The sequence below is a fragment of the Haemophilus sp. HMSC071C11 genome (genome assembly GCF_001837655.1).
Classification (GTDB): Bacteria; Pseudomonadota; Gammaproteobacteria; order Enterobacterales; family Pasteurellaceae; genus Haemophilus; species Haemophilus influenzae.
The window spans coordinates 1-19,309 of sequence record NZ_KV833435.1 but is presented as its reverse complement, the minus strand read 5'-3'; the positions used below and the strand labels follow the sequence as shown (position 1 = coordinate 19,309).

Genomic DNA, 19,309 nt, shown 5'->3' with positions numbered 1-19,309 from the left:
GGTATTATTTAATGGAACTTATTGATTTTTCATCATCTGTTTGGTCAATCGTCCCTGCTTTGTTGGCGATAATTTTGGCGATAGCAACTCGCCGTGTTTTGGTTTCCCTTAGTGCGGGGATTATTATTGGATCATTAATGTTAAGCGATTGGCAAATCGGCAGCGCATTTAATTATTTGGTAAAAAATGTGGTTTCTTTGGTTTATGCCGATGGTGAAATCAATTCAAATATGAACATTGTTTTGTTCTTATTATTGCTTGGTGTTTTAACCGCACTTTTAACCGTATCAGGTAGTAATCGTGCCTTTGCTGAATGGGCACAAAGCCGTATTAAAGGTCGTCGTGGTGCTAAATTATTAGCGGCATCATTGGTTTTTGTTACTTTTATTGACGATTATTTCCATAGTCTCGCTGTAGGTGCAATTGCTCGTCCTGTGACAGATCGTTTTAAAGTTTCTCGTGCGAAACTTGCTTATATTTTAGATTCAACGGCAGCACCGATGTGTGTAATGATGCCAGTTTCCAGTTGGGGCGCATACATTATTACTTTAATAGGTGGTTTATTAGCGACTTATTCGATCACGGAGTACACACCAATTGGTGCATTCGTAGCAATGAGTTCAATGAACTTCTATGCAATTTTCTCCATTATTATGGTGTTTTTTGTGGCATATTTTTCTTTTGATATTGCTTCAATGGTGCGTCACGAAAAATTAGCTTTGGAAAATACTGAAGATCAGTTGGAAGAAGAAACGGGTAAAAAAGGTCAGGTGCGTAATCTTATATTACCTATTTTAGTTTTAATTATCGCTACAGTTTCAATGATGATTTACACAGGCGCAGAGGCATTGGCTGCGGATGGCAAAGTGTTTAGTGTTTTAGGTGCATTTGAAAACACCGTAGTAGGAACATCTTTGGTTGTAGGTGGATTCTGTTCAATTATTATTTCTACTTTATTAATTATTCTTGATCGTCAAGTGAGTGTTCCTGAATATGCACGTTCTTGGATTGTGGGAATTAAATCAATGTCAGGTGCAATCGCAATTTTATTCTTTGCTTGGACAATTAATAAAATAGTAGGCGATATGCAAACAGGTAAATATCTATCTTCTCTTGTGTCTGGTAATATTCCAATGCAATTTTTGCCTGTTATACTTTTTGTTCTTGGTGCAGCGATGGCATTTTCAACAGGTACGAGCTGGGGAACATTCGGTATTATGTTACCAATTGCCGCAGCAATGGCAGCGAATGCCGCACCAGAATTATTGCTTCCTTGTTTATCTGCAGTAATGGCAGGGGCAGTATGTGGTGATCATTGCTCGCCAGTATCGGATACAACAATTTTGTCTTCAACGGGTGCGAAATGTAATCATATTGATCACGTTACTACTCAGCTTCCTTATGCTGCCACAGTTGCAACAGCGACTTCTATTGGTTACATTGTGGTAGGGTTTACTTATTCAGGTTTAGCTGGTTTTGCAGCAACGGCAGTTTCATTGATTGTCATTGTATTTGCAGTTAAAAAACGCTAAAAGTGTGATCTCATTCAAAAACTTGAATAAAAAATAATATTTTTACTATTTTATAAAATGCGGCATTTTGTCGCATTTTTTTATTTTTATTGATGTAAAAATTTATAAAAAACTAAATTTTCATTTATCTTTGGTTTTTTATATTTTTTTAATTGATTTTTTTGTTGTTTTAGTGGCTAGACAAATTTTTTTTACTTTGTATGATGTGGAATATTGACATAATCTGTTCGTATTTTTAAAAGTGCGGTGAATTTAAGGAGTGAAAAATGAAGAAGTTATCTGGCGCAGAGATGGTGGTTCAATCTTTACGTGATGAAGGCGTAGAGTATGTATTTGGTTATCCCGGAGGCGCGGTATTAGATATTTATGATGCAATTCATACGCTGGGTGGTATTGAACATATTTTAGTTCGCCACGAACAAGCCGCGGTGCATATGGCGGATGGTTACGCACGTTCAACGGGTAAAGTTGGATGTGTGCTAGTGACTTCGGGGCCTGGTGCAACAAATGCTATCACTGGTATTTTAACGGCTTATACCGATTCTGTGCCTATGGTTATCATTTCGGGTCAGGTTATGAGCAATTTAATTGGCAGTGATGCTTTCCAAGAATGTGATATGCTGGGTATTTCTCGTCCCGTTGTGAAGCATAGCTTTATTGTCAAAAAGGCGGAAGATATTCCATCTACTTTGAAAAAAGCCTTTTATATTGCATCTACGGGTCGTCCAGGCCCTGTTGTTGTGGATATTCCAAAAGACACTGTAAATCCGAATTTTAAATATCCTTATGAATATCCTGAATCTGTCGAGTTACGTTCTTATAATCCCACAGTAAATGGACACAAAGGTCAAATTAAAAAAGCGTTAAAAGCACTTTTAGTGGCGAAGAAACCAATACTTTTTGTCGGTGGTGGCGCAATCACTGCTGAATGTAGTAAGCAGTTAATTCAGTTTGCACAACGTTTAAATTTACCAGTGACTTCCTCATTAATGGGATTGGGTGCTTATCCAAGTACGGATAAACAATTCTTAGGTATGTTGGGTATGCATGGTACTTTAGAAGCGAATACGGCAATGCACGAAAGTGATCTTATTTTGGGGATTGGCGTTCGTTTTGATGATCGTACGACAAATAATTTAGAAAAATATTGCCCAAATGCAAAAGTGATTCATATTGATATTGATCCAACCTCAATTTCTAAAAATGTGCCAGTAGCGATTCCAATTGTCGGAAATGCGAAAAATGTATTGGAAGAATTTTTGGGTTTATTGAATGAAGAGGGATTAAAATCTCAAACGGATCTTGAAAGTTGGTGGCAAGAAATCAACCAATGGAAAGCAAAAAAATGTTTGGAATTTGACCGCACTTCTGGCGTGATTAAACCGCAACAAGTCGTGGAAGCGGTATATCGCCTCACGAAAGGACAAGCTTATGTGGCTTCTGATGTAGGTCAGCACCAAATGTTTGCTGCGTTACATTATCCATTCGATGAACCGCGTCATTGGATTAATTCTGGTGGTGCAGGCACAATGGGTTTTGGTTTTCCTGCGGCACTTGGTGTGAAATTAGCTCATCCTGAAGGAACTGTTGTTTGCGTTACTGGCGATGGTAGTATTCAAATGAATATTCAAGAGCTTTCTACCGCAACGCAGTATGGTATTCCTGTTGTCATTATTTGTTTGAATAATCATTTCTTGGGAATGGTAAAACAATGGCAAGATTTGATTTATTCTGGTCGCCATTCGCAAACCTATATGAATTCCTTGCCTGATTTTGCGAAATTGGCAGAATCTTACGGTCACGTAGGAATAAAAATTGCTACCCCCGATGAACTTGAAAGCAAATTGCAAGAAGCATTCAGTATTAAAAATAAATTAGTCTTTGTAGATATTAATGTAGATGAATCTGAACACGTTTATCCAATGCAAATTCGTGGTGGAGCAATGAATGAAATGATTTTAAGTAAACCTCAAGAGGAGACAAACTAATGCGTAGAATTTTATCTGTTTTACTCGAAAATGAGTCTGGTGCTTTATCGCGTGTTGTTGGTTTATTCTCACAACGTGCCTTTAATATTGAAAGTTTGACGGTTGCACCAACGGATGATCCAACGCTTTCTCGAATGACCATTGAAGCTGTGGGCGATGCTCAGGCATTGGAGCAAATCGAAAAACAACTTCATAAATTAGTGGATGTGTTTAAAGTGGTTAATTTAAGTGAGCAGGAACATATAGAACGAGAAATTGTTTTAGCGAAAGTAAGAGCAGTGGGGTCATCTCGCGATGAAATTAAACGATTAGCAGATATTTTCCGCGGTCAAATTGTAGATGTCACACCAAAGTCTTACACAATTCAATTAAGCGGTACAAATGATAAAGTTGATGCGTTTATTTCTGCATTGAAAGAAGAAACTACATTGTTAGAAATTGTTCGTTCTGGATTGATTAGTGTGTCTCGTGGAGAAAAGAATATTCTTTAAAGTAGGGGCGTAAAGTGCGGAAATATTTTAATAGAATTTTACCGCACTTTATTATAAATACATTTGTTTTTTTATAAAAAAATCGTGACCAAGTTCACAAATTTAAAAATATGTATTTGCATAACTGATTGGATTTCTTTATTCTGATACCACTAAAAACAAGTGCTATCTTAAATAGCCGACATCTATTTTGCTTTCCGAGTAGTGCTCCAATGGGGCACTTTTTTTATTCAGTAAACAAGTATAAAAAATCCCTTTCTCAGGAAAGGGATTTTAATTATCTAAATTACATTTTTTCTACGGTTTTAATACCGAGTAACGTTAAACCCTGTTTTAAGGTTTTTTCCGTTAATAATGCTAATTTCAAACGACTTAATTTTATAGATTCATCTTCAGCATTTAAAATTGGACAATGTTCGTAGAATGACGAGAAGATGCCAGCAAGTTCATATAAATAAGCACAAAGCACGTGTGGTGTGCCTTCTTTTCCGACAGTTTGCACGGCTTCTTCAAATTGTAGAAGCTTGATTGCAAGGGTTCTTTCTTTATCATCTTTAATAGTTAAAGGTGCAGCTAAAAGTGCGGTTGAATTTATATCTGTTTTATTAAAGATCGAACGAATACGGGTGTAGGCATATTGCATATAAGGTGCCGTGTTACCTTCGAAACTTAACATATTATCCCAATCAAAAACGTAATCAGTAGTACGGTTTTTGGAGAGATCGGCATATTTCACCGCACCAATACCAACAGCCTCAATCACAGCTTCTTTTTCATCATTAGATAAATTGGTATTTTTTTCATTAATTAATACAGTGGCGCGTTCAATGGCTTCATCTAATAGATCGGCTAATTTTATCGTGCCGCCAGTACGGGTTTTAAATGGTTTGCCATCTTTACCAAGCATCATCCCAAAGTTTTTATGTTCTAAAGAGAAACTGTCTGGTACATAACCTGCTTTACGAGTAATTAACCAAGCTTGTTGCATATGTTGGCTTTGGCGAGTATCTGAAAAAACAAGGGCGCAATTAGCTTTTAATGTTTCATAACGATATTTTGCTGCAGCAATATCTGTTGTAGTGTAAAGGAAACCGCCGTCTTTTTTTTGAACGATTACGCCCATTGGGTCGCCTTCTTTATTTTTAAATTCATCTAAATAAACAACCAATGCACCATCATTTTCCACAGCTAAACCTTGTTTTTTAAGATCTTCTACGATGCTTGGTAACATAGGATTATAAAGACTTTCGCCCATTACATCTTTTTCGGTTAAAGTCACGTTTAAGCGATTATAGTTGTGCTGATTTTGTTGCATAGTGATATCGACTAAACGTTTCCACATCGTTCGACAATATTCATCCCCACTTTGTAATTTTACAACATAATTACGTGCTTTTTCTGCGAATACTTCATCTTCATCGTAATGTTTTTTGGCTTCGCGATAAAAGGCTTCAAGATCTTGTAATTCCATTTCACTGGCGTGTTCATTTTGCATTTTTTCAAGATAAGCAATAAGCATTCCGAATTGCGTTCCCCAGTCGCCTACGTGGTTAGCGCGGATGACATTGTGACCTAAAAACTCAAGGGTTCTGGCTACAGCATCGCCGATTATCGTAGAGCGTAAATGACCTACGTGCATTTCTTTTGCTACGTTTGGAGATGAATAATCAATCACAACTGTTTGTTTATTGGTAGCTTGAATACCTAAATTTTTGTGGGAAAGTGCAGCTGAAATTTCAGTTGTTAGCCAAGTTGGATTTAAGAAAATATTGATAAAACCTGGACCTGCGATTTCTAATTTTTCTGCAATATCAGATAGTTGAAGATTATCTAAAACTTTTTGAGCAAATTCTCGTGGATTTAAACCTAATTTTTTTGCCGCAGCCATAATACCATTGGCTTGATAATCGCCAAATTGTGGTTTTCCTGATTGACGAATAAGCGCATCGCAAGATTGATCAGCACCTGCAAGAATCATCGCTTGTTTAATTTTATCGGATAGAATAGATTGAATATTCACGTTTTTTCCTATGTTCAAATTGAATAATAAAAATAATCGGTTATGATACCGTTCTTTGTATATTTCTCAAAGGGACAAAATGACAAATTTACAGGAAAATTTAACCGCACTTTCAGCAGATTTAGCAATATTTGAAAGAAAAATTCAGCATTTAGCCAAAGAAATGACAATAGATCTGTCTCACTATGAAATTGATCATCTTGCATTACGGGTAAATAGTGAGCAAAGTGCTAAAAATTGGCTGATACTTTTATTAAAGTGCGGTAGAATTTTATCTGATAATATTGTTAATGGTCGTAAGATTTATCTTATTGAATTAGAAAAACCAGTTAAATTTGCCAATCAATTTGTGGATATTATTGAACTTCCACTTCCTAAAAATAAAAAATATCCAATTGAGGGCTGGGAACATATTGAGATTGTAATGCCATTTTTACCGAAAGAATCGATAAATGAATGGATTAACCGTGTTAATATGTATTTTTTATGGGACAAATTAACTCAATTAACCATTAAAGTGAGCGAGCCTAAAGTGGATGGGGAAAGATTACCAAATCCATCTATTGCAGTAAGTTTTACGGATAAAACAGTAAATCATACTTGCATTAAGGTTCATCCTTATTCTATAAAAAAAATACTTGAGGTTTAGTAAAAATGAATAAATTATCACTTGCATTCGTTGTTTAGCAACAGTAGACTTGAGTGCTTTTTCTGCTTTTCAAAAGGAGGAGGGTACTTATAAAGGTCAAATTATTTTTAGTCAAATGGAAGGCAAAAATCTAAAATTAACTGTTCGTAAAAATGATTGTTCTGGTAACCAGCAGAAAGGAGAGGAAGTTGTTATTGTGCATAAGTATGATTCAACTTTAGTTGTTGGTGCTTGTGTTTCAGTATCTGACAATGGTAATACTAAAAACATTTCAACTTTTTCTCCAAGAAACCCACTTTAATTCCTTCTAATATAGAGAATATTATATGAAAAAAACAAATATGGCATTAGCACTGTTAGTTGCTTTTAGTGTAACTGGTTGTGCAAATACTGATATTTTCAGCGGTGATGTTTATAGCGCATCTCAAGCAAAGGAAGCGCGTTCAATTACTTATGGTACGATTGTTTCTGTGCGCCCTGTTAAAATCCAAGCTGATAATCAAGGTGTAGTTGGTACGCTTGGTGGCGGTGCGTTAGGTGGTATTGCTGGTAGTGCAATTGGCGGTGGTCGTGGTCAAGCTATTGCTGCAGTAGTTGGCGCAATTGGCGGTGCAATAGCTGGAAGTAAAATCGAAGAAAAAATGAGTCAAGTAAACGGTGCTGAACTTGTAATTAAGAAAGATGATGGTCAAGAGATCGTTGTTGTTCAAAAGGCTGACAGCAGTTTTGTAGCTGGTCGCCGAGTTCGTATTGTTGGTGGTGGCTCAAGCTTAAATGTTTCTGTGCTATAACCAATAGCATTAAAGTCTAATATGATTAATCAGTGTCTTAACTTAGTAAGGCACTGATTTTTTATAATTAAATTCATTTAAAATATATATTTATCGTCTATCTAAGATAAATTTAAAGGACTAAATTAGAATTTAGTCCTTTAGACAAACTGGGAATTTGTTCCTCCCCTTTCTGAACACTCTATCTAAAATATAACATTTATTTTTCTTATGAACTTTTTTATAATCTTTAAATTTTGCTTTAAATCAAATAATTCAAGATGATATTTAATAAAATGTAAGAGTGAAGTTATAGTATATTTATCTAAGTTCATATACATCTCATAAAGTATACTTTTCAACACTTTATTACTTTTATCCACATGATATATTTCTAGCAACGACACACTATTAATTACTTTTATATCTATACCTATCTTATTAAGGTAATATGTAATATTTTCCCTCTTTATCTTTTTAGCTACCTCATTTTGCTTATGATTATGAACTGATGATGTTTGGTTTCCATGTAGTCTATATTTTACCAATGCTTCAGGATAATTAGCTAAACAACCAAGCCTACTAACCTCTGACCAAAACTTATAATCTTCTGCATACGGATAATCTTTATTAAAGATTAATTTATGCTTTCTATATACATTTGCTCTCATAATCATAGTGTTGTTATGTATCGGATTATAGAAAAGCATAGCTTCACAAATCTCATTATGTAGCAATGGATTTTTCCATATATCACCAGTTTTATATTGAGAACCGATAATTCCACATTCTTTTTCTACAATAATCTCTAAGTATGATCCCATTGCTGTAATATGATCATTTTTCTCTAGATAGGTAACTATTTTCTCAATCCACGATGGTTTAGCTATATCATCAGCATCCATTCTCGCAATATATTTACCTGAAAAACAACCAAGGCCTATATTCAAAGAATTTGTGAACCCTAAATTATATTTATTACTGATAATTTTTATCCTTTTATCTAATTTAGATATTTCTTCTAAATGAGACAAAGCCAAATCTGTTGAACCATCATTGATAACTATAATTTCTAGATTTTCATAACTCTGATTAATAATGGATGAAATGCTTTCATCTATATATTGCTCAGCGTTATAAGCACAAACAATAACCGATACTAATGGGAAATTTTCCATATAAGCTCCAATTCTACACTTTTCTTTAAACTATTTTATACGTTATTTAAATAACAAAAGTAGATGCATAGATAATCAATTAAAACTCTCCTAAATTAATTGTTTTGAAATAGAAATTTGAGTTTTTTTAAATCACTGTGATTAAAACGCCATTCATATTCCTTTAAATATAGCTTAAGAATATCATAACCTCTGTAGAAATTCATATAAACAATACTACCTTGTTTACCTTTTCTCGAATAATCGGTAATAGTGTTGCAGATTGCATATTCATAATCACCACGGTGTATACTTTGCCATTTCGTTTCAAAAAACAAATTACGAAGTTTTTCCAGCTTCTCCTTGACCAAGTTTACCTTTCAGAGCACCACCAAAATAGCTTTCATTCGCTTGAATTTCACTTTCAAACATTTCCATATGTAGGCTGCTTTGAGTGATAAACAATGGTAGACGATGAAAGTAATAAGCTGAAGTTTATTTATATTTACCAACTTAGCTGCGGCTAGAGCTGTCACACTTGCCAGAAATATCTCAATAAGTTTATTTTGTTTATATTGACTTAAGCGACTTTCTCTCATTTGATTATCTTAACCTAAATAGAGTTTTTAGTCGTTATCTGTGACAGCTATAGAATTATTCAAATCCAAACAATTAACGCCATGCTTTAAATTGATTAATTAATCCATTTGTTGAACTATCGTGGCTTGCTACTTTTTCAGAATCTGTTAATTCAGGAAGAATTCTGTTTGCAAGTTGTTTGCCTAGTTCTACACCCCATTGATCGAAGCTAAAGATATTAAAAATCACACCTTGTACGAAGATTTTATGCTCATACATAGCAATTAATGCCCCCAAGGTAAATGGCGTGATTTTTTGAACGAGAATCGAATTAGTTGGCTTATTACCAGTGAATACTTTAAATGGAACAATATTTTTTACATCATCTAAAGATTTACCTGCTTTTACAAATTCAGCCTCGACTTCCTCTTTTGTTTTTCCGAATGCTAATGCTTCTGTTTGTGCAAAGAAGTTTGAAAGCAATTTATTGTGATGATCCGCCAATGGATTGTGGGTTTGGGCTGGTGCGATAAAATCACAAGGAATTAAAGTGGTGCCTTGGTGAATTAATTGATAGAACGCATGTTGTCCGTTTGTACCAGGTTCTCCCCAAATAATCGGGCCAGTTTGATAATTATTGATAATATTACCATCACGATCTACATATTTCCCATTTGATTCCATATTACCTTGTTGGAAATAGGCTGCGAAGCGATGTAAATATTGATCATAAGGTAAGATCGCTTCTGTTTGTGCACCAAGAAAATTGGTATTCCATAAACCAACTAAGGCTAAAGTAGTTGGGATATTTTGTTCGATTGGAGCAGAGCGGAAATGTTTATCCATTTCATGCGCGCCATTTAATAACTCTTCGAAGTTTTCAAAGCCAATTGATAGTGCAATTGAAAGACCAATGGCTGACCATAAAGAATAACGACCGCCAACCCAATCCCAAAATTCAAACATATTATTGGTATCAATACCAAATTTTTCTACATCTTTAGCATTGGTTGATAATGCTGCAAAATGTTTTGCAACCGCACTTTCATCTTTCGCAGCTTTCAGTAACCAATCACGCGCACTTTGCGCATTTCTCATGGTTTCTTGAGTTGTAAAGGTTTTCGATGCCACTAAGAAAAGAGTGGTTTCTGGATTGATTTTTTTTAAGGTTTCTGCAATATGTGTACCATCCACATTTGAAATAAAATGCATATTTAGATGATTTTTATACGGGCGAAGTGCTTCAGTTACCATATAAGGGCCTAAGTCAGAGCCACCAATACCAATATTCACAACATCTGTAATCGCTTTGCCTGTATAGCCTTTCCATTTACCAGAAATAATACGCTGACAGAAATCTTTCATTTTAGCTAACACCGCATTGATTTCAGGCATAACATCTTTACCATCAACAAGCACTGGGATATTAGCGCGATTGCGAAGTGCAGTATGTAGCACGGCACGATTTTCAGTACGATTGATTTTTTCGCCAGTAAACATCGCTTCTTTTGCATTATCAAGCGCGCATTCTTGAGCAAGTTGGCGAAGATGTGAAAGGGTTGTTTGATTGATGTTATTTTTGGAAAAATCTACAAGAATTTGGTTATTGAATGTTAAAGAATAATCGTCAAAACGATTTTTTTCTTGTTTAAATAGATCTTGGATAGTGGTATTTGACAATTCAGCTTTATGTGCTTCGAGAGATTTCCACGCTTGGGTGTGAGTTGGGTTAATATTTTTCATAGTATTTCCTTTCATTAAAAATAATTGAAATTTTAACCGCACTTTCTGGAATTTTTATTAGGGAGAATGACTTCCTCTATTCAAAAAATGCAGTGATTAATCAACATATTCAGTTATAACACGCGGTGTTAATTTTGTAATTAGCTCGTAGCTTAAAATGCCTGTGAATTTAGCTACGGTTTCAATAGGCAATTCCTTGCCCCATAAAATTACTTCATCGCCTACCAAATCTTGGCTATCTGCGCCTAAATCAACAGTGAGCATATCCATTGACACACGCCCAACAATTGGTACAAGACGGCCATTTAAATAAACAGGCGTACCTTCTGGCACATCGCACGGATAACCATCGCCATAACCCATTGCGACCACGCCAATTTTAGTATCTCGTGAGCTTGTCCAAATACCGCCATAACCTACAGGATCGCCTTGTTTATGATGGCGAACGGCAATTAATGACGAGGTTAAATTCATCACAGGCGTTAAGCCAAACTCTTTGCCGATAGTATCTGTTGGTGAGATACCATACATAATAATACCCGGGCGTATACATTCTAAGTGAGATTTTGGCCAGAAAAGAATGCCACCAGAAGCAGCAATTGTTCGTTCACCTTGCTTATCTTTTGTGGCGGATAAAAAACGATTGATTTGAAGTTGGGTGTAGTCTGATTCTAGTTCATCGGCTCGGCTAAAATGGCTGACAAAGCCTAAGTGCGGTTGAATTTGAGGGAGTTTTTTGAGTTCTTGATAAAAATAATCCACTTCATCAAGAGCAACGCCCAAACGGTGCATTCCCGTATCTATTTTTAACCAAACCTTAATTGGACTTGGTAAATTCGCACGTTTTAATGCTTCTAATTGTTCACGATTATGTACAATAGTTTCGATATTATTGACCGCTAAGATGGGCAAATCTTGTTCATTGAAAAAGCCTTCAAGCAATAAAATCGGTTTAGTAATACCATTGGAACGTAATGCTAAAGCCTCTTCTAAACGCGCTACCCCAAAGCAATCGACACTTTGTTCTAAGGTTGAAGCAACGAACACAACGCCGTGACCATAGGCGTTTGCTTTAACCACAGCAATAATTTTGCTATTTGGTGCTTTTTGTTTAATTATTTCTAAATTCTGTTTTAAGGCGTGCGAACTGATTTTCGCTGTCGCCGGTTTTACGTTCATTATTTTTCCTTAATAATCATCTCTATATTCACGTTGTTCAGCGAGATTGTCGAAGCGTGAGAACTGTCCATTAAATTTTAATCGCACTCGACCAATTGGGCCATTACGCTGTTTACCGATAATAATTTCTGCAACCCCTTTATCTTCCGAGTTATCGTTATAGACTTCATCACGGTAAATAAACATAATCAAGTCAGCATCTTGTTCGATAGAGCCTGATTCACGTAAATCTGAGTTTACAGGGCGTTTGTCTGCACGTTGTTCTAAAGTACGATTCAATTGAGAAAGGGCGACCACTGGCACTTGTAATTCTTTGGCGAGTGCCTTAAGGGAGCGAGAAATTTCTGCGATTTCTAGTGTTCGGTTATCTGAAAATGCGGGTGCGCGCATTAATTGCAAATAATCCACCATAATCATACTTAATCCACCATTTTCACGATAAACTCGGCGTGCGCGCGAACGAACATCGGTAGGGGTTAAACCTGAAGAATCATCGATAAAAAGATTATTTTTTTGTTTGAACATTCCCACTACGCTGGCAATTTTGTTCCATTCAATTTCATCTAAATTTTGACCTGTGCGGATTTTGGTTTGATCAACGCGAGCAAGCGATGCGATCATACGCATCATAATTTGTTCTGCGGGCATTTCTAAACTAAATACTAAAACAGGTTTTTCACTTGCCATTGCAGCATTTTCGCAAAGGTTCATTGCGAAAGTGGTTTTACCCATTGACGGACGTGCCGCAACGATAATTAAGTCAGAAGGCTGTAAACCTGCCGTTTTTTTATCAAGATCAGTAAAGCCAGTTGTAACACCAGTCACACCCGAATGATTTTCAAGCTTGCTTAAAATATCAATTTTTTCAATAGTACTTTCCAATACATTGATCACATTCTGCGGGCCTTCGCTAGAAGTTGTTCGTTTTTCTGCAATCGCAAATACTTCACGCTCAGCTTCATCAAGAATTAACTTAATGTCTTGCCCTTTGGGAGAATAACTATTTTCAGCAATACGATTTCCTACCGAAATAAGTTCTCGTAATATGGCTTTCTCTCTCACAATATCCGCATAAGCCAAAATATTAATTGCGTTCGGGGTATTATTGGAAAGCTCTGCAAGATAGGCAAACCCCCCCACTTCATCGCTTACACCACGGCTTCTTAAGGCTTGATCTAGCGTAATTAAATCAATAGGCGATTGATTACGCATTAGATGTTCCATTTCTGTAAAAATCAGACGGTGTTGAAAAGTATAAAAATCGTCAGCAATAACACGTTCAGCAATGCTATCCCAATGTTGATTACTCAGCAGAATGCCACCCAATACAGCTTGTTCAGCTTCAATTGAGTGCGGGGGAATACTTACTTGTGCCGTTTTTTTGTCAGAAGATTTGATTTGAGGTTGTGATGCCATAGGACTTATTTCGATACTAGAATGTCGCCTATAATACCGCAAATATCTATTGGGTTTAAGTGAAAAGTGCGGTAAAAAAAGGAAATAAAAAACGGTGGAAAATCCACCGCTCTTTATTTAAAGTATTCAGATTATTGATTATTCAACAATTAATGTGCGACAAACGTTAGTTTCTGTCGCACCTTGTCCACCCTGCGTTAGAAGCACTAAATCGCCTGCAGATAAATAACCTTTTTCTTTTAATGATTGTAGTGCAGCTTTTGCACCAGCTTCAGTACGGCTATCTTCACCATAGAAAACAGGGGTTACACCGCGGTATAATGCACAAAGATTTAAGGTTTCTTGATGACGAGATAAAGCAAAGATTGGTAAACCAGAGCTAATGCGTGACATTAATAATGGAGTACGGCCTGTGCTACTTAAAGTGACGATTGCCGCTACACCTTTCATGTGGTTTGCTGCATACATTGCAGACATCGCAACAGACTCTTCAATGGTTTCAAATTCTTTATCCATACGGTGACGAGAAACGTTAATGCTTGGCATTTTTTCTGCACCTAAACATACGCTAGCCATTGCTGCCACTGTTTCAGAAGGATATTGACCGGCTGCTGTTTCTGCAGAAAGCATAACTGCATCAGTTCCATCTAATACTGCGTTTGCAACGTCCATTACTTCAGCACGCGTTGGCATTGGGTTACTAATCATTGATTCCATCATTTGAGTCGCTGTAATTACAGCACGATTTAATTGACGTGAACGACGAATTAATTTTTTCTGTACACCGACTAATTCAGGATCGCCGATTTCTACACCTAAGTCACCACGAGCAACCATAATTACATCGGATGCTAAAATAATATCGTCCATGGCTTCGTCATTAGCAACGGTTTCTGCACGTTCAACTTTAGCAACGATTTTTGCATTTAAACCTGCTTGTTGAGCAAGTTCACGTGCATAATTTAAATCTGCACTTGAACGAGGGAAAGAAACGGCTAAGAAATCAACACCAATGCGTGCAGCGGTAATAATGTCGGCTTTATCTTTTTCTGTTAGGGCATCCGCAGATAAACCGCCACCTAATTTATTGATACCTTTATTATTTGATAATGGACCACCAACAGTAACTTCAGTGAAAACTTTTGCACCATCAGTTGATAATACTTTTAATTGAACACGGCCATCATCTAATAAAAGAATATCGCCCGGCACAACATCTTGAGGAAGCGTTTTATAGTCTAAACCAACGGATTCTTGAGTGCCTTCGCCTTTTGGTAATTCTGCATCAAGAATGAATTTATCGCCAACGTTTAAGAAAATTTTACCGTCTTTAAAAGTAGAAACACGAATTTTAGGACCTTGTAAATCACCTAAGATTGCCACGGTTTTACCTAATTTTTTCGCAATAGAACGTACACGTTCAGCACGTCCGATATGGTCATCAGGTGTACCGTGAGAGAAGTTCATACGAACTACGTTTGCGCCCGCTGCGATAATTTTTTCAAGATTGTTATCACGGTCAGTTGATGGGCCCATAGTACATACAATCTTCGTTCTTCTTAGTCTTCTAGACATTATTTACTCCGTCAATAATTACAAAATTTTAAAGGTGTTATTTTACTTCGCTACATATATTAGCCAGATAAAAAATCGGTGCACATTATACGCTTAAAACTTTTGGAAATCAAAAACGGCTCAGTTATTTAAGCTGGTTTTGTTTACTTTTTTGCCAGTTATATCGGGTTTTAAGAAAAATACTTGTGTTCAAGTTAAAAATATCTATAATCACGACTACTTCACACTGTGCGACTATAGCTCAGTTGGTTAGAGCACCACCTTGACATGGTGGGGGTCACTGGTTCGAGTCCAGCTAGTCGCACCATCTCTATTTTTCTCTATTCCCCAATTTTCAGATAGAAATAGATAAAATATAAGTAAAAACAATAGCTTATATAATTTCACACACTAAAACATACCTTCTTTTTTATATCAAAATCGCCTAAAAGGTAGTATTTTTATACCGATTGGGATCGATTTCGATCTGTTCTATACTCCATTGCACATATTTTTGCACACGTGTATTGCACACATTTTTATGGAATAAACAATGGCGACAATTATCAAGAATGGCAAGCGTTGGCACGCACAAGTGCGCAAGTTTGGCGTGAGCAAATCAGCTACTTTTTTTGACTCAAGCAGACGCAAAAAATGGGCAGAAATGCTCGAAAAACAGCTCGAATCAGGAAAGTATAATGAAATCCCTGATATTACATTGGATGAACTGATTGATAAGTATCTAAAAGAAGTCACTGTAACCAAGCACGGGAAACGTGAAGAGCGCATAAGACTACTGCGTCTTTCTCGAACTCCGCTTGCCGCAATATCTTTACAAGAAATAGGAAAAGCACACTTTCGTGAGTGGTAAAATCAACGATTAAAAGAAGTCTCTCCAGCAACAGTTTTGCGTGAACGTAGTTCGCTTTCTGCTCTAATGGCCAAAACGATTGAATGGGATTTTATAACAGCCCCCCCCTAAAATATCTTGAGAAACCAAAAGCACCAGCGCCAAGAACTCGTCGATATAATGAACATGAAATTGAGCGTCTGATTTTTGTGTCAGGTTATGATGTCGAACATATTGAACCGCCAAAAACCTTACAAAATTGCACGGGGGCGGCATTTCTTTTTGCTATAGAGACAGCAATGAGAGCAGGGGAAATAGCAAGTTTAACTTGGAATAATATCAATTTTGAAAAGCGCACCGCCTTTTTGCCAATTACTAAAAATGGACATTCAAGCACGGTGCCTCTTTCGGTAAAAGCAATAGCGATTTTACAACATCTTACTTCGGTAAAAACAGAAAGTGATCTGCGAGTATTCCAAATGGAAGCACGCCAACTGGATCACAACTTCCGCAAGCTCAAAAAGATGGAAGGGCTTGAAAATGCCAATTTACATTTTCACGACACCCGCCGTGAACGATTGGCAGAAAAAGTGGATGTAATGGTATTAGCCAAAATATCGGGCCATAGAGATCTCAGTATTCTGCAAAATACTTATTACGCACCTGATATGGCAGAAGGCTATAAAACAAAGGCGGGTTATGATCTGACCCCAACCAAAGGCTTGAGCCAACGGAATTTTTTCTTCTTTAATGAAAACTTCATCGTTTTCACAACAAATCCACCGATAGTCATTAAGCTGTAACCGTCCATGGAGCATTAAAAGGTCAATTTGTGACGGTTTTAATGGCGAACCGATAGGCAACATCAATAGATTAGCTTGATGTTCAATTTTTGAACGGTTACAGTTATTGACACAAGTCCAAGCGGCTCGATGCGCCTTGTTTGTTCGGTGGTCTCCGAATTAAGTGCGGTGGAACCCAACGCACTTTTCGCTGATTTAATCACCCAGTTTTTTAATTTGGTGATGATTTTCTTTTCTGTGAATCTGTTTTTTACCCCCACAATTTTCTTACGAATCTCACCGTATTTATTCGGTTCGCATTCTTCATACTCAATACAAATAGGCTGATCACAACGTTTTGTCATTGCGCCACCTTGCGCAAACTATCACTCAACAAATCATTTTGCCGTATTTGCAAATTAATGTTGATCCGAATATTGCGCCACATCGTATCCCTTATTTTGAGTTTGACACAAAAGAATATGAAGACTTATCGGTATTTGCAGATGCCATCCCTAAACTTACGGGCATTGGCGTGCAGATTTCGGAAAGTTGGGTGTGGGATAAATTAGGGATTCCTGAACCGCAGGAAGGTTAGGCGAAAGAGATTTGAAACGCCGTGGGATTGATAAGCCTGACGACAGTTCTGAATTTTTGGTGGAAGTAGAACGCCCAGCAGATAAGCAAGGTAATCGTGAAAAGACGGTAGGGTTTAAATTGCCTGATGGCACGATACGTGTGACGGATAAAGGCTTTGATTACAATGTAGGGCGATTAAACTACAAGCCTAATTTGGATCTTTATCCTGAAAAACTGGCGCATGCGTTTGCGAAGGTTGAGATGAAAGGTGGGGAGTTTAAGCACGATTTTGAGTTGTTGGCAAAGCATATGGCGGAGATGAAACAAACGCTCAGCCTAGATGGAAAAAAACTCACTGTTGATCAAATGTTACAGGTGCGAGATAGTCTTACCAAAAATTTTAAATTTGCGGCAGGTGTCTTGAGTGCGGAAAGTAAGGATTTATTGAAAAGCAAAACTGGCACAGTGTGGCTTTCTGATGATACTTTAATTAAACAGTTTAATAGCCGTGATGGGCAAGATTTTGGACTGGAAAGCTATGCACTTTTCCCTGATTTATTTAATCAGCCTGATATTGTTCTACAAGATAATGATCGTTTTTATTTTATCAAAAACTTTGAGAAACAGCGTATTTTAGGTGTAATAAAGCACTTATCTAAATTTAATGAAATTTTTGTGCTTTCGGCAAGGGAGATTAATATCAAGGAAGTAGAAAAAATGAAAGGTAAATTGGCAGTTATCAAGTAAGGCTCCCGATCACTTACACACGCTCTCGGACACCTGAGCAGGACGAGCCACCTCAAGTAGGCTGCGGCAGGGAGATTATCACCGCTTTTTTAATAACTGCCTTGCATGAATATACCCCCTTAAATTTTAAAAATCAACAATTACTTCCTCAAATTTTTATGCGAGCAAAAGGGCGATCGATTCGTTTGATTGGGTTACATGTCAATTTACCCGAAGAAAATAAACAAGAACAAATGAGCCTCTGGTGATATAATCTCGCGGTTTTTTAGGAGTCGATACCATGGAACATAAATTAGAAGATATTATTGCAATTTTTAATCAATGTTTTGAAGAGGAATACAACACTCGCTTAGTCAAAGGCGGTGATGAGCCCATTTATTTACCCGCAAATGATGAAGTGCCTTATAACGCGATTTATTTTGCGCGAGGCTTTTACAGCAGTGCATTGCACGAAATTGCCCATTGGTTAGTGGCAGGCAAAGAACGCCGTAAACTAGAAGATTTTGGTTATTGGTATGAGCCAGATGGACGTTCAGAAGAACGTCAGCGTGATTTTGAAAAAGTTGAAGTTAAACCGCAAGCATTAGAGTGGATTTTGGCAACGGCGGCAGGTTTCCGTTATTTTGCCAGTGCGGATAATTTGAATGGCAATCCGGGCGATACACAGCCTTTTAAACAAGCCGTGTATGAACAAGTGAAAATCTATGCGGAAAAAGGTTTACCAAAACGAGCGGAAATGTTACGCAAGGCGTTAGTGGCATTTTATGGCACAGAAGATGAAATTGATCTGGCGAAGTTTGATGTCGTGCGTATTTAATAGCAGAAAGTGAGCAAAATTGCTCACTTTTTTCAGTCTTAAGCCCCCAATTCCCTCCTAATTAAATAGTTCAATTTTTAATCATTTCACACCCAGTATACTGGGTGTTGTACTCTCTTTACAGAGAGTACAACAAAACATAATGCTAAACAAAAAATGTTTGGTTGTTTCAATTGTTGATTAATAAATGGACGATTTCTATGCGATTCACAAAAACACTTTTTACCACCGCACTTTTAGGCGCTTCTATCTTTTCTTTTCAATCCACCGCTTGGGCGGATACGCTGGAACAGCAATTCCAACAAGGTTCTGAAGCCACTACGAGAGGCGATTATCAAACCACCTTTAAATTTTTGTTACCTCTGGCGGAGCAGGGAAATGCAGAGGCTCAATTGATGTTGGGCGTGATGTATGCAAGAGGAATAGGCGTCAAACAAGATGATTTTGAAGCGGTGA

16 protein-coding genes, 1 tRNA gene and 4 pseudogenes are annotated in these 19,309 nt (G+C 37.0%); 13 read left to right on the top strand and 8 right to left on the bottom strand.

What is annotated here, in order from left to right; translation table 11 throughout:
• Nucleotides 1–11: 11 nt before the first annotated feature.
• The 3 genes from HMPREF2644_RS06460 to ilvN all read left to right on the top strand — a co-directional run bounded on the left by HMPREF2644_RS06460 (nucleotide 12) and on the right by ilvN (nucleotide 4,011).
• Nucleotides 12–1,532, top strand: coding sequence for a Na+/H+ antiporter NhaC family protein (locus HMPREF2644_RS06460; protein ID WP_005661480.1), 1,521 nt, complete (start codon nucleotides 12–14; stop codon nucleotides 1,530–1,532).
• A gap of 266 nt (nucleotides 1,533–1,798) precedes the next feature.
• Nucleotides 1,799–3,520 (top strand): acetolactate synthase 3 large subunit, encoded by a 1,722-nt coding sequence (locus HMPREF2644_RS06455; protein WP_005656914.1) that lies wholly within the window; start codon nucleotides 1,799–1,801, stop codon nucleotides 3,518–3,520.
• Nucleotides 3,520–4,011 carry an acetolactate synthase small subunit gene (gene ilvN, locus HMPREF2644_RS06450; RefSeq protein WP_005647229.1) on the top strand — a complete coding sequence of 164 codons (492 nt, stop codon included), beginning with the start codon at nucleotides 3,520–3,522 and terminating at the stop codon, nucleotides 4,009–4,011. Before HMPREF2644_RS06455 ends, ilvN begins: the two co-directional genes overlap by 1 nt.
• 286 nt (nucleotides 4,012–4,297) lie before the next feature.
• Here ilvN and argS read toward each other — a convergent pair whose 3' ends face one another.
• Entirely contained in the window at nucleotides 4,298–6,031 is a 1,734-nt protein-coding gene (gene argS / locus HMPREF2644_RS06445) for an arginine--tRNA ligase (RefSeq protein ID WP_070828332.1), read from the bottom strand.
• A 79-nt stretch (nucleotides 6,032–6,110) separates the two neighbouring features.
• On the opposite strand from argS, the gene HMPREF2644_RS06440 reads away from it, so the two are divergent.
• Genes HMPREF2644_RS06440 through HMPREF2644_RS06430 form a run of 3 tightly spaced genes read left to right on the top strand, consistent with a single transcriptional unit; the run spans nucleotide 6,111 to nucleotide 7,471 of the window.
• Nucleotides 6,111–6,680 carry a VOC family protein gene (locus tag HMPREF2644_RS06440; RefSeq protein WP_005647225.1) on the top strand — a complete coding sequence of 190 codons (570 nt, stop codon included), beginning with the start codon at nucleotides 6,111–6,113 and terminating at the stop codon, nucleotides 6,678–6,680.
• A 49-nt stretch (nucleotides 6,681–6,729) separates the two neighbouring features.
• Nucleotides 6,730–6,981, top strand: a complete 252-nt coding sequence (locus HMPREF2644_RS06435) for a glucose-6-phosphate isomerase (RefSeq protein WP_070828331.1) — start codon at nucleotides 6,730–6,732, stop codon at nucleotides 6,979–6,981.
• Nucleotides 6,982–7,006: 25 nt separating this feature from the next.
• Complete coding sequence (locus HMPREF2644_RS06430) at nucleotides 7,007–7,471, top strand: outer membrane lipoprotein (RefSeq protein ID WP_042601686.1); 465 nt, start codon at nucleotides 7,007–7,009, stop codon at nucleotides 7,469–7,471.
• 185 nt (nucleotides 7,472–7,656) lie between these two features.
• On the opposite strand, the gene HMPREF2644_RS06425 is transcribed toward HMPREF2644_RS06430, so the two are convergent.
• The 6 genes and pseudogenes from HMPREF2644_RS06425 to pyk all read right to left on the bottom strand — a co-directional run bounded on the left by HMPREF2644_RS06425 (nucleotide 7,657) and on the right by pyk (nucleotide 15,099).
• The gene (locus HMPREF2644_RS06425) at nucleotides 7,657–8,628 is read right to left on the bottom strand and encodes a glycosyltransferase family 2 protein (RefSeq protein ID WP_070828330.1); all 972 of its coding nucleotides are present in this window, start codon (nucleotides 8,626–8,628) and stop codon (nucleotides 7,657–7,659) included.
• Nucleotides 8,629–8,718: 90 nt separating this feature from the next.
• A pseudogene (locus tag HMPREF2644_RS09130) lies at nucleotides 8,719–9,206 on the bottom strand (transposase).
• Between the two features lie 73 nt (nucleotides 9,207–9,279).
• Nucleotides 9,280–10,929: a glucose-6-phosphate isomerase gene (pgi, locus tag HMPREF2644_RS06410; protein ID WP_070828329.1), complete on the bottom strand. Its 1,650-nt coding sequence runs from the start codon at nucleotides 10,927–10,929 to the stop codon at nucleotides 9,280–9,282.
• Nucleotides 10,930–11,025: 96 nt separating this feature from the next.
• A complete protein-coding gene (gene alr, locus HMPREF2644_RS06405) occupies nucleotides 11,026–12,108 on the bottom strand; it encodes an alanine racemase (RefSeq protein WP_054249393.1) in 1,083 nt (360 codons plus the stop codon).
• 9 nt (nucleotides 12,109–12,117) lie between these two features.
• Complete coding sequence (locus HMPREF2644_RS06400; protein WP_257286130.1) at nucleotides 12,118–13,533, bottom strand: replicative DNA helicase; 1,416 nt, start codon at nucleotides 13,531–13,533, stop codon at nucleotides 12,118–12,120.
• Nucleotides 13,534–13,662: 129 nt separating this feature from the next.
• Entirely contained in the window at nucleotides 13,663–15,099 is a 1,437-nt protein-coding gene (gene pyk / locus HMPREF2644_RS06395; protein ID WP_070828328.1) for a pyruvate kinase, read from the bottom strand.
• Between the two features lie 230 nt (nucleotides 15,100–15,329).
• On the opposite strand from pyk, the gene HMPREF2644_RS06390 reads away from it, so the two are divergent.
• The 3 genes from HMPREF2644_RS06390 (at nucleotide 15,330) to HMPREF2644_RS09525 (ending at nucleotide 16,731) form a co-directional block, all read left to right on the top strand.
• A tRNA-Val gene (locus HMPREF2644_RS06390) sits at nucleotides 15,330–15,406 on the top strand.
• Between the two features lie 225 nt (nucleotides 15,407–15,631).
• Nucleotides 15,632–15,949 (top strand): hypothetical protein, encoded by a 318-nt coding sequence (locus tag HMPREF2644_RS09530; protein WP_038441298.1) that lies wholly within the window; start codon nucleotides 15,632–15,634, stop codon nucleotides 15,947–15,949.
• 83 nt (nucleotides 15,950–16,032) lie between these two features.
• Complete coding sequence (locus HMPREF2644_RS09525; RefSeq protein ID WP_041174762.1) at nucleotides 16,033–16,731, top strand: site-specific integrase; 699 nt, start codon at nucleotides 16,033–16,035, stop codon at nucleotides 16,729–16,731.
• Here HMPREF2644_RS09525 and HMPREF2644_RS09485 read toward each other — a convergent pair.
• Nucleotides 16,633–17,087, bottom strand: a pseudogene (locus HMPREF2644_RS09485) (replication endonuclease); the annotation flags it as partial. The gene HMPREF2644_RS09525 and the pseudogene HMPREF2644_RS09485 overlap by 99 nt on opposite strands.
• Between HMPREF2644_RS09485 and HMPREF2644_RS06370 the strand changes: the two are divergent.
• The 4 genes and pseudogenes from HMPREF2644_RS06370 to HMPREF2644_RS06355 form a co-directional block, all read left to right on the top strand.
• Nucleotides 17,084–17,305 (top strand): annotated as a pseudogene (locus HMPREF2644_RS06370) (DUF935 family protein); the annotation flags it as partial. The pseudogenes HMPREF2644_RS09485 and HMPREF2644_RS06370 sit on opposite strands and share 4 nt — an antisense overlap.
• A 14-nt stretch (nucleotides 17,306–17,319) precedes the next feature.
• Nucleotides 17,320–18,036, top strand: coding sequence for a PBECR3 domain-containing polyvalent protein (locus tag HMPREF2644_RS06365; protein WP_041174764.1), 717 nt, complete (start codon nucleotides 17,320–17,322; stop codon nucleotides 18,034–18,036).
• A 280-nt stretch (nucleotides 18,037–18,316) separates the two neighbouring features.
• On the top strand, nucleotides 18,317–18,853 hold the full coding sequence (locus HMPREF2644_RS06360; protein WP_005651005.1) for an elongation factor P hydroxylase: 537 nt from the start codon (nucleotides 18,317–18,319) through the stop codon (nucleotides 18,851–18,853).
• 200 nt (nucleotides 18,854–19,053) lie between these two features.
• Nucleotides 19,054–19,309 (top strand): annotated as a pseudogene (locus HMPREF2644_RS06355) (sel1 repeat family protein); the annotation flags it as partial.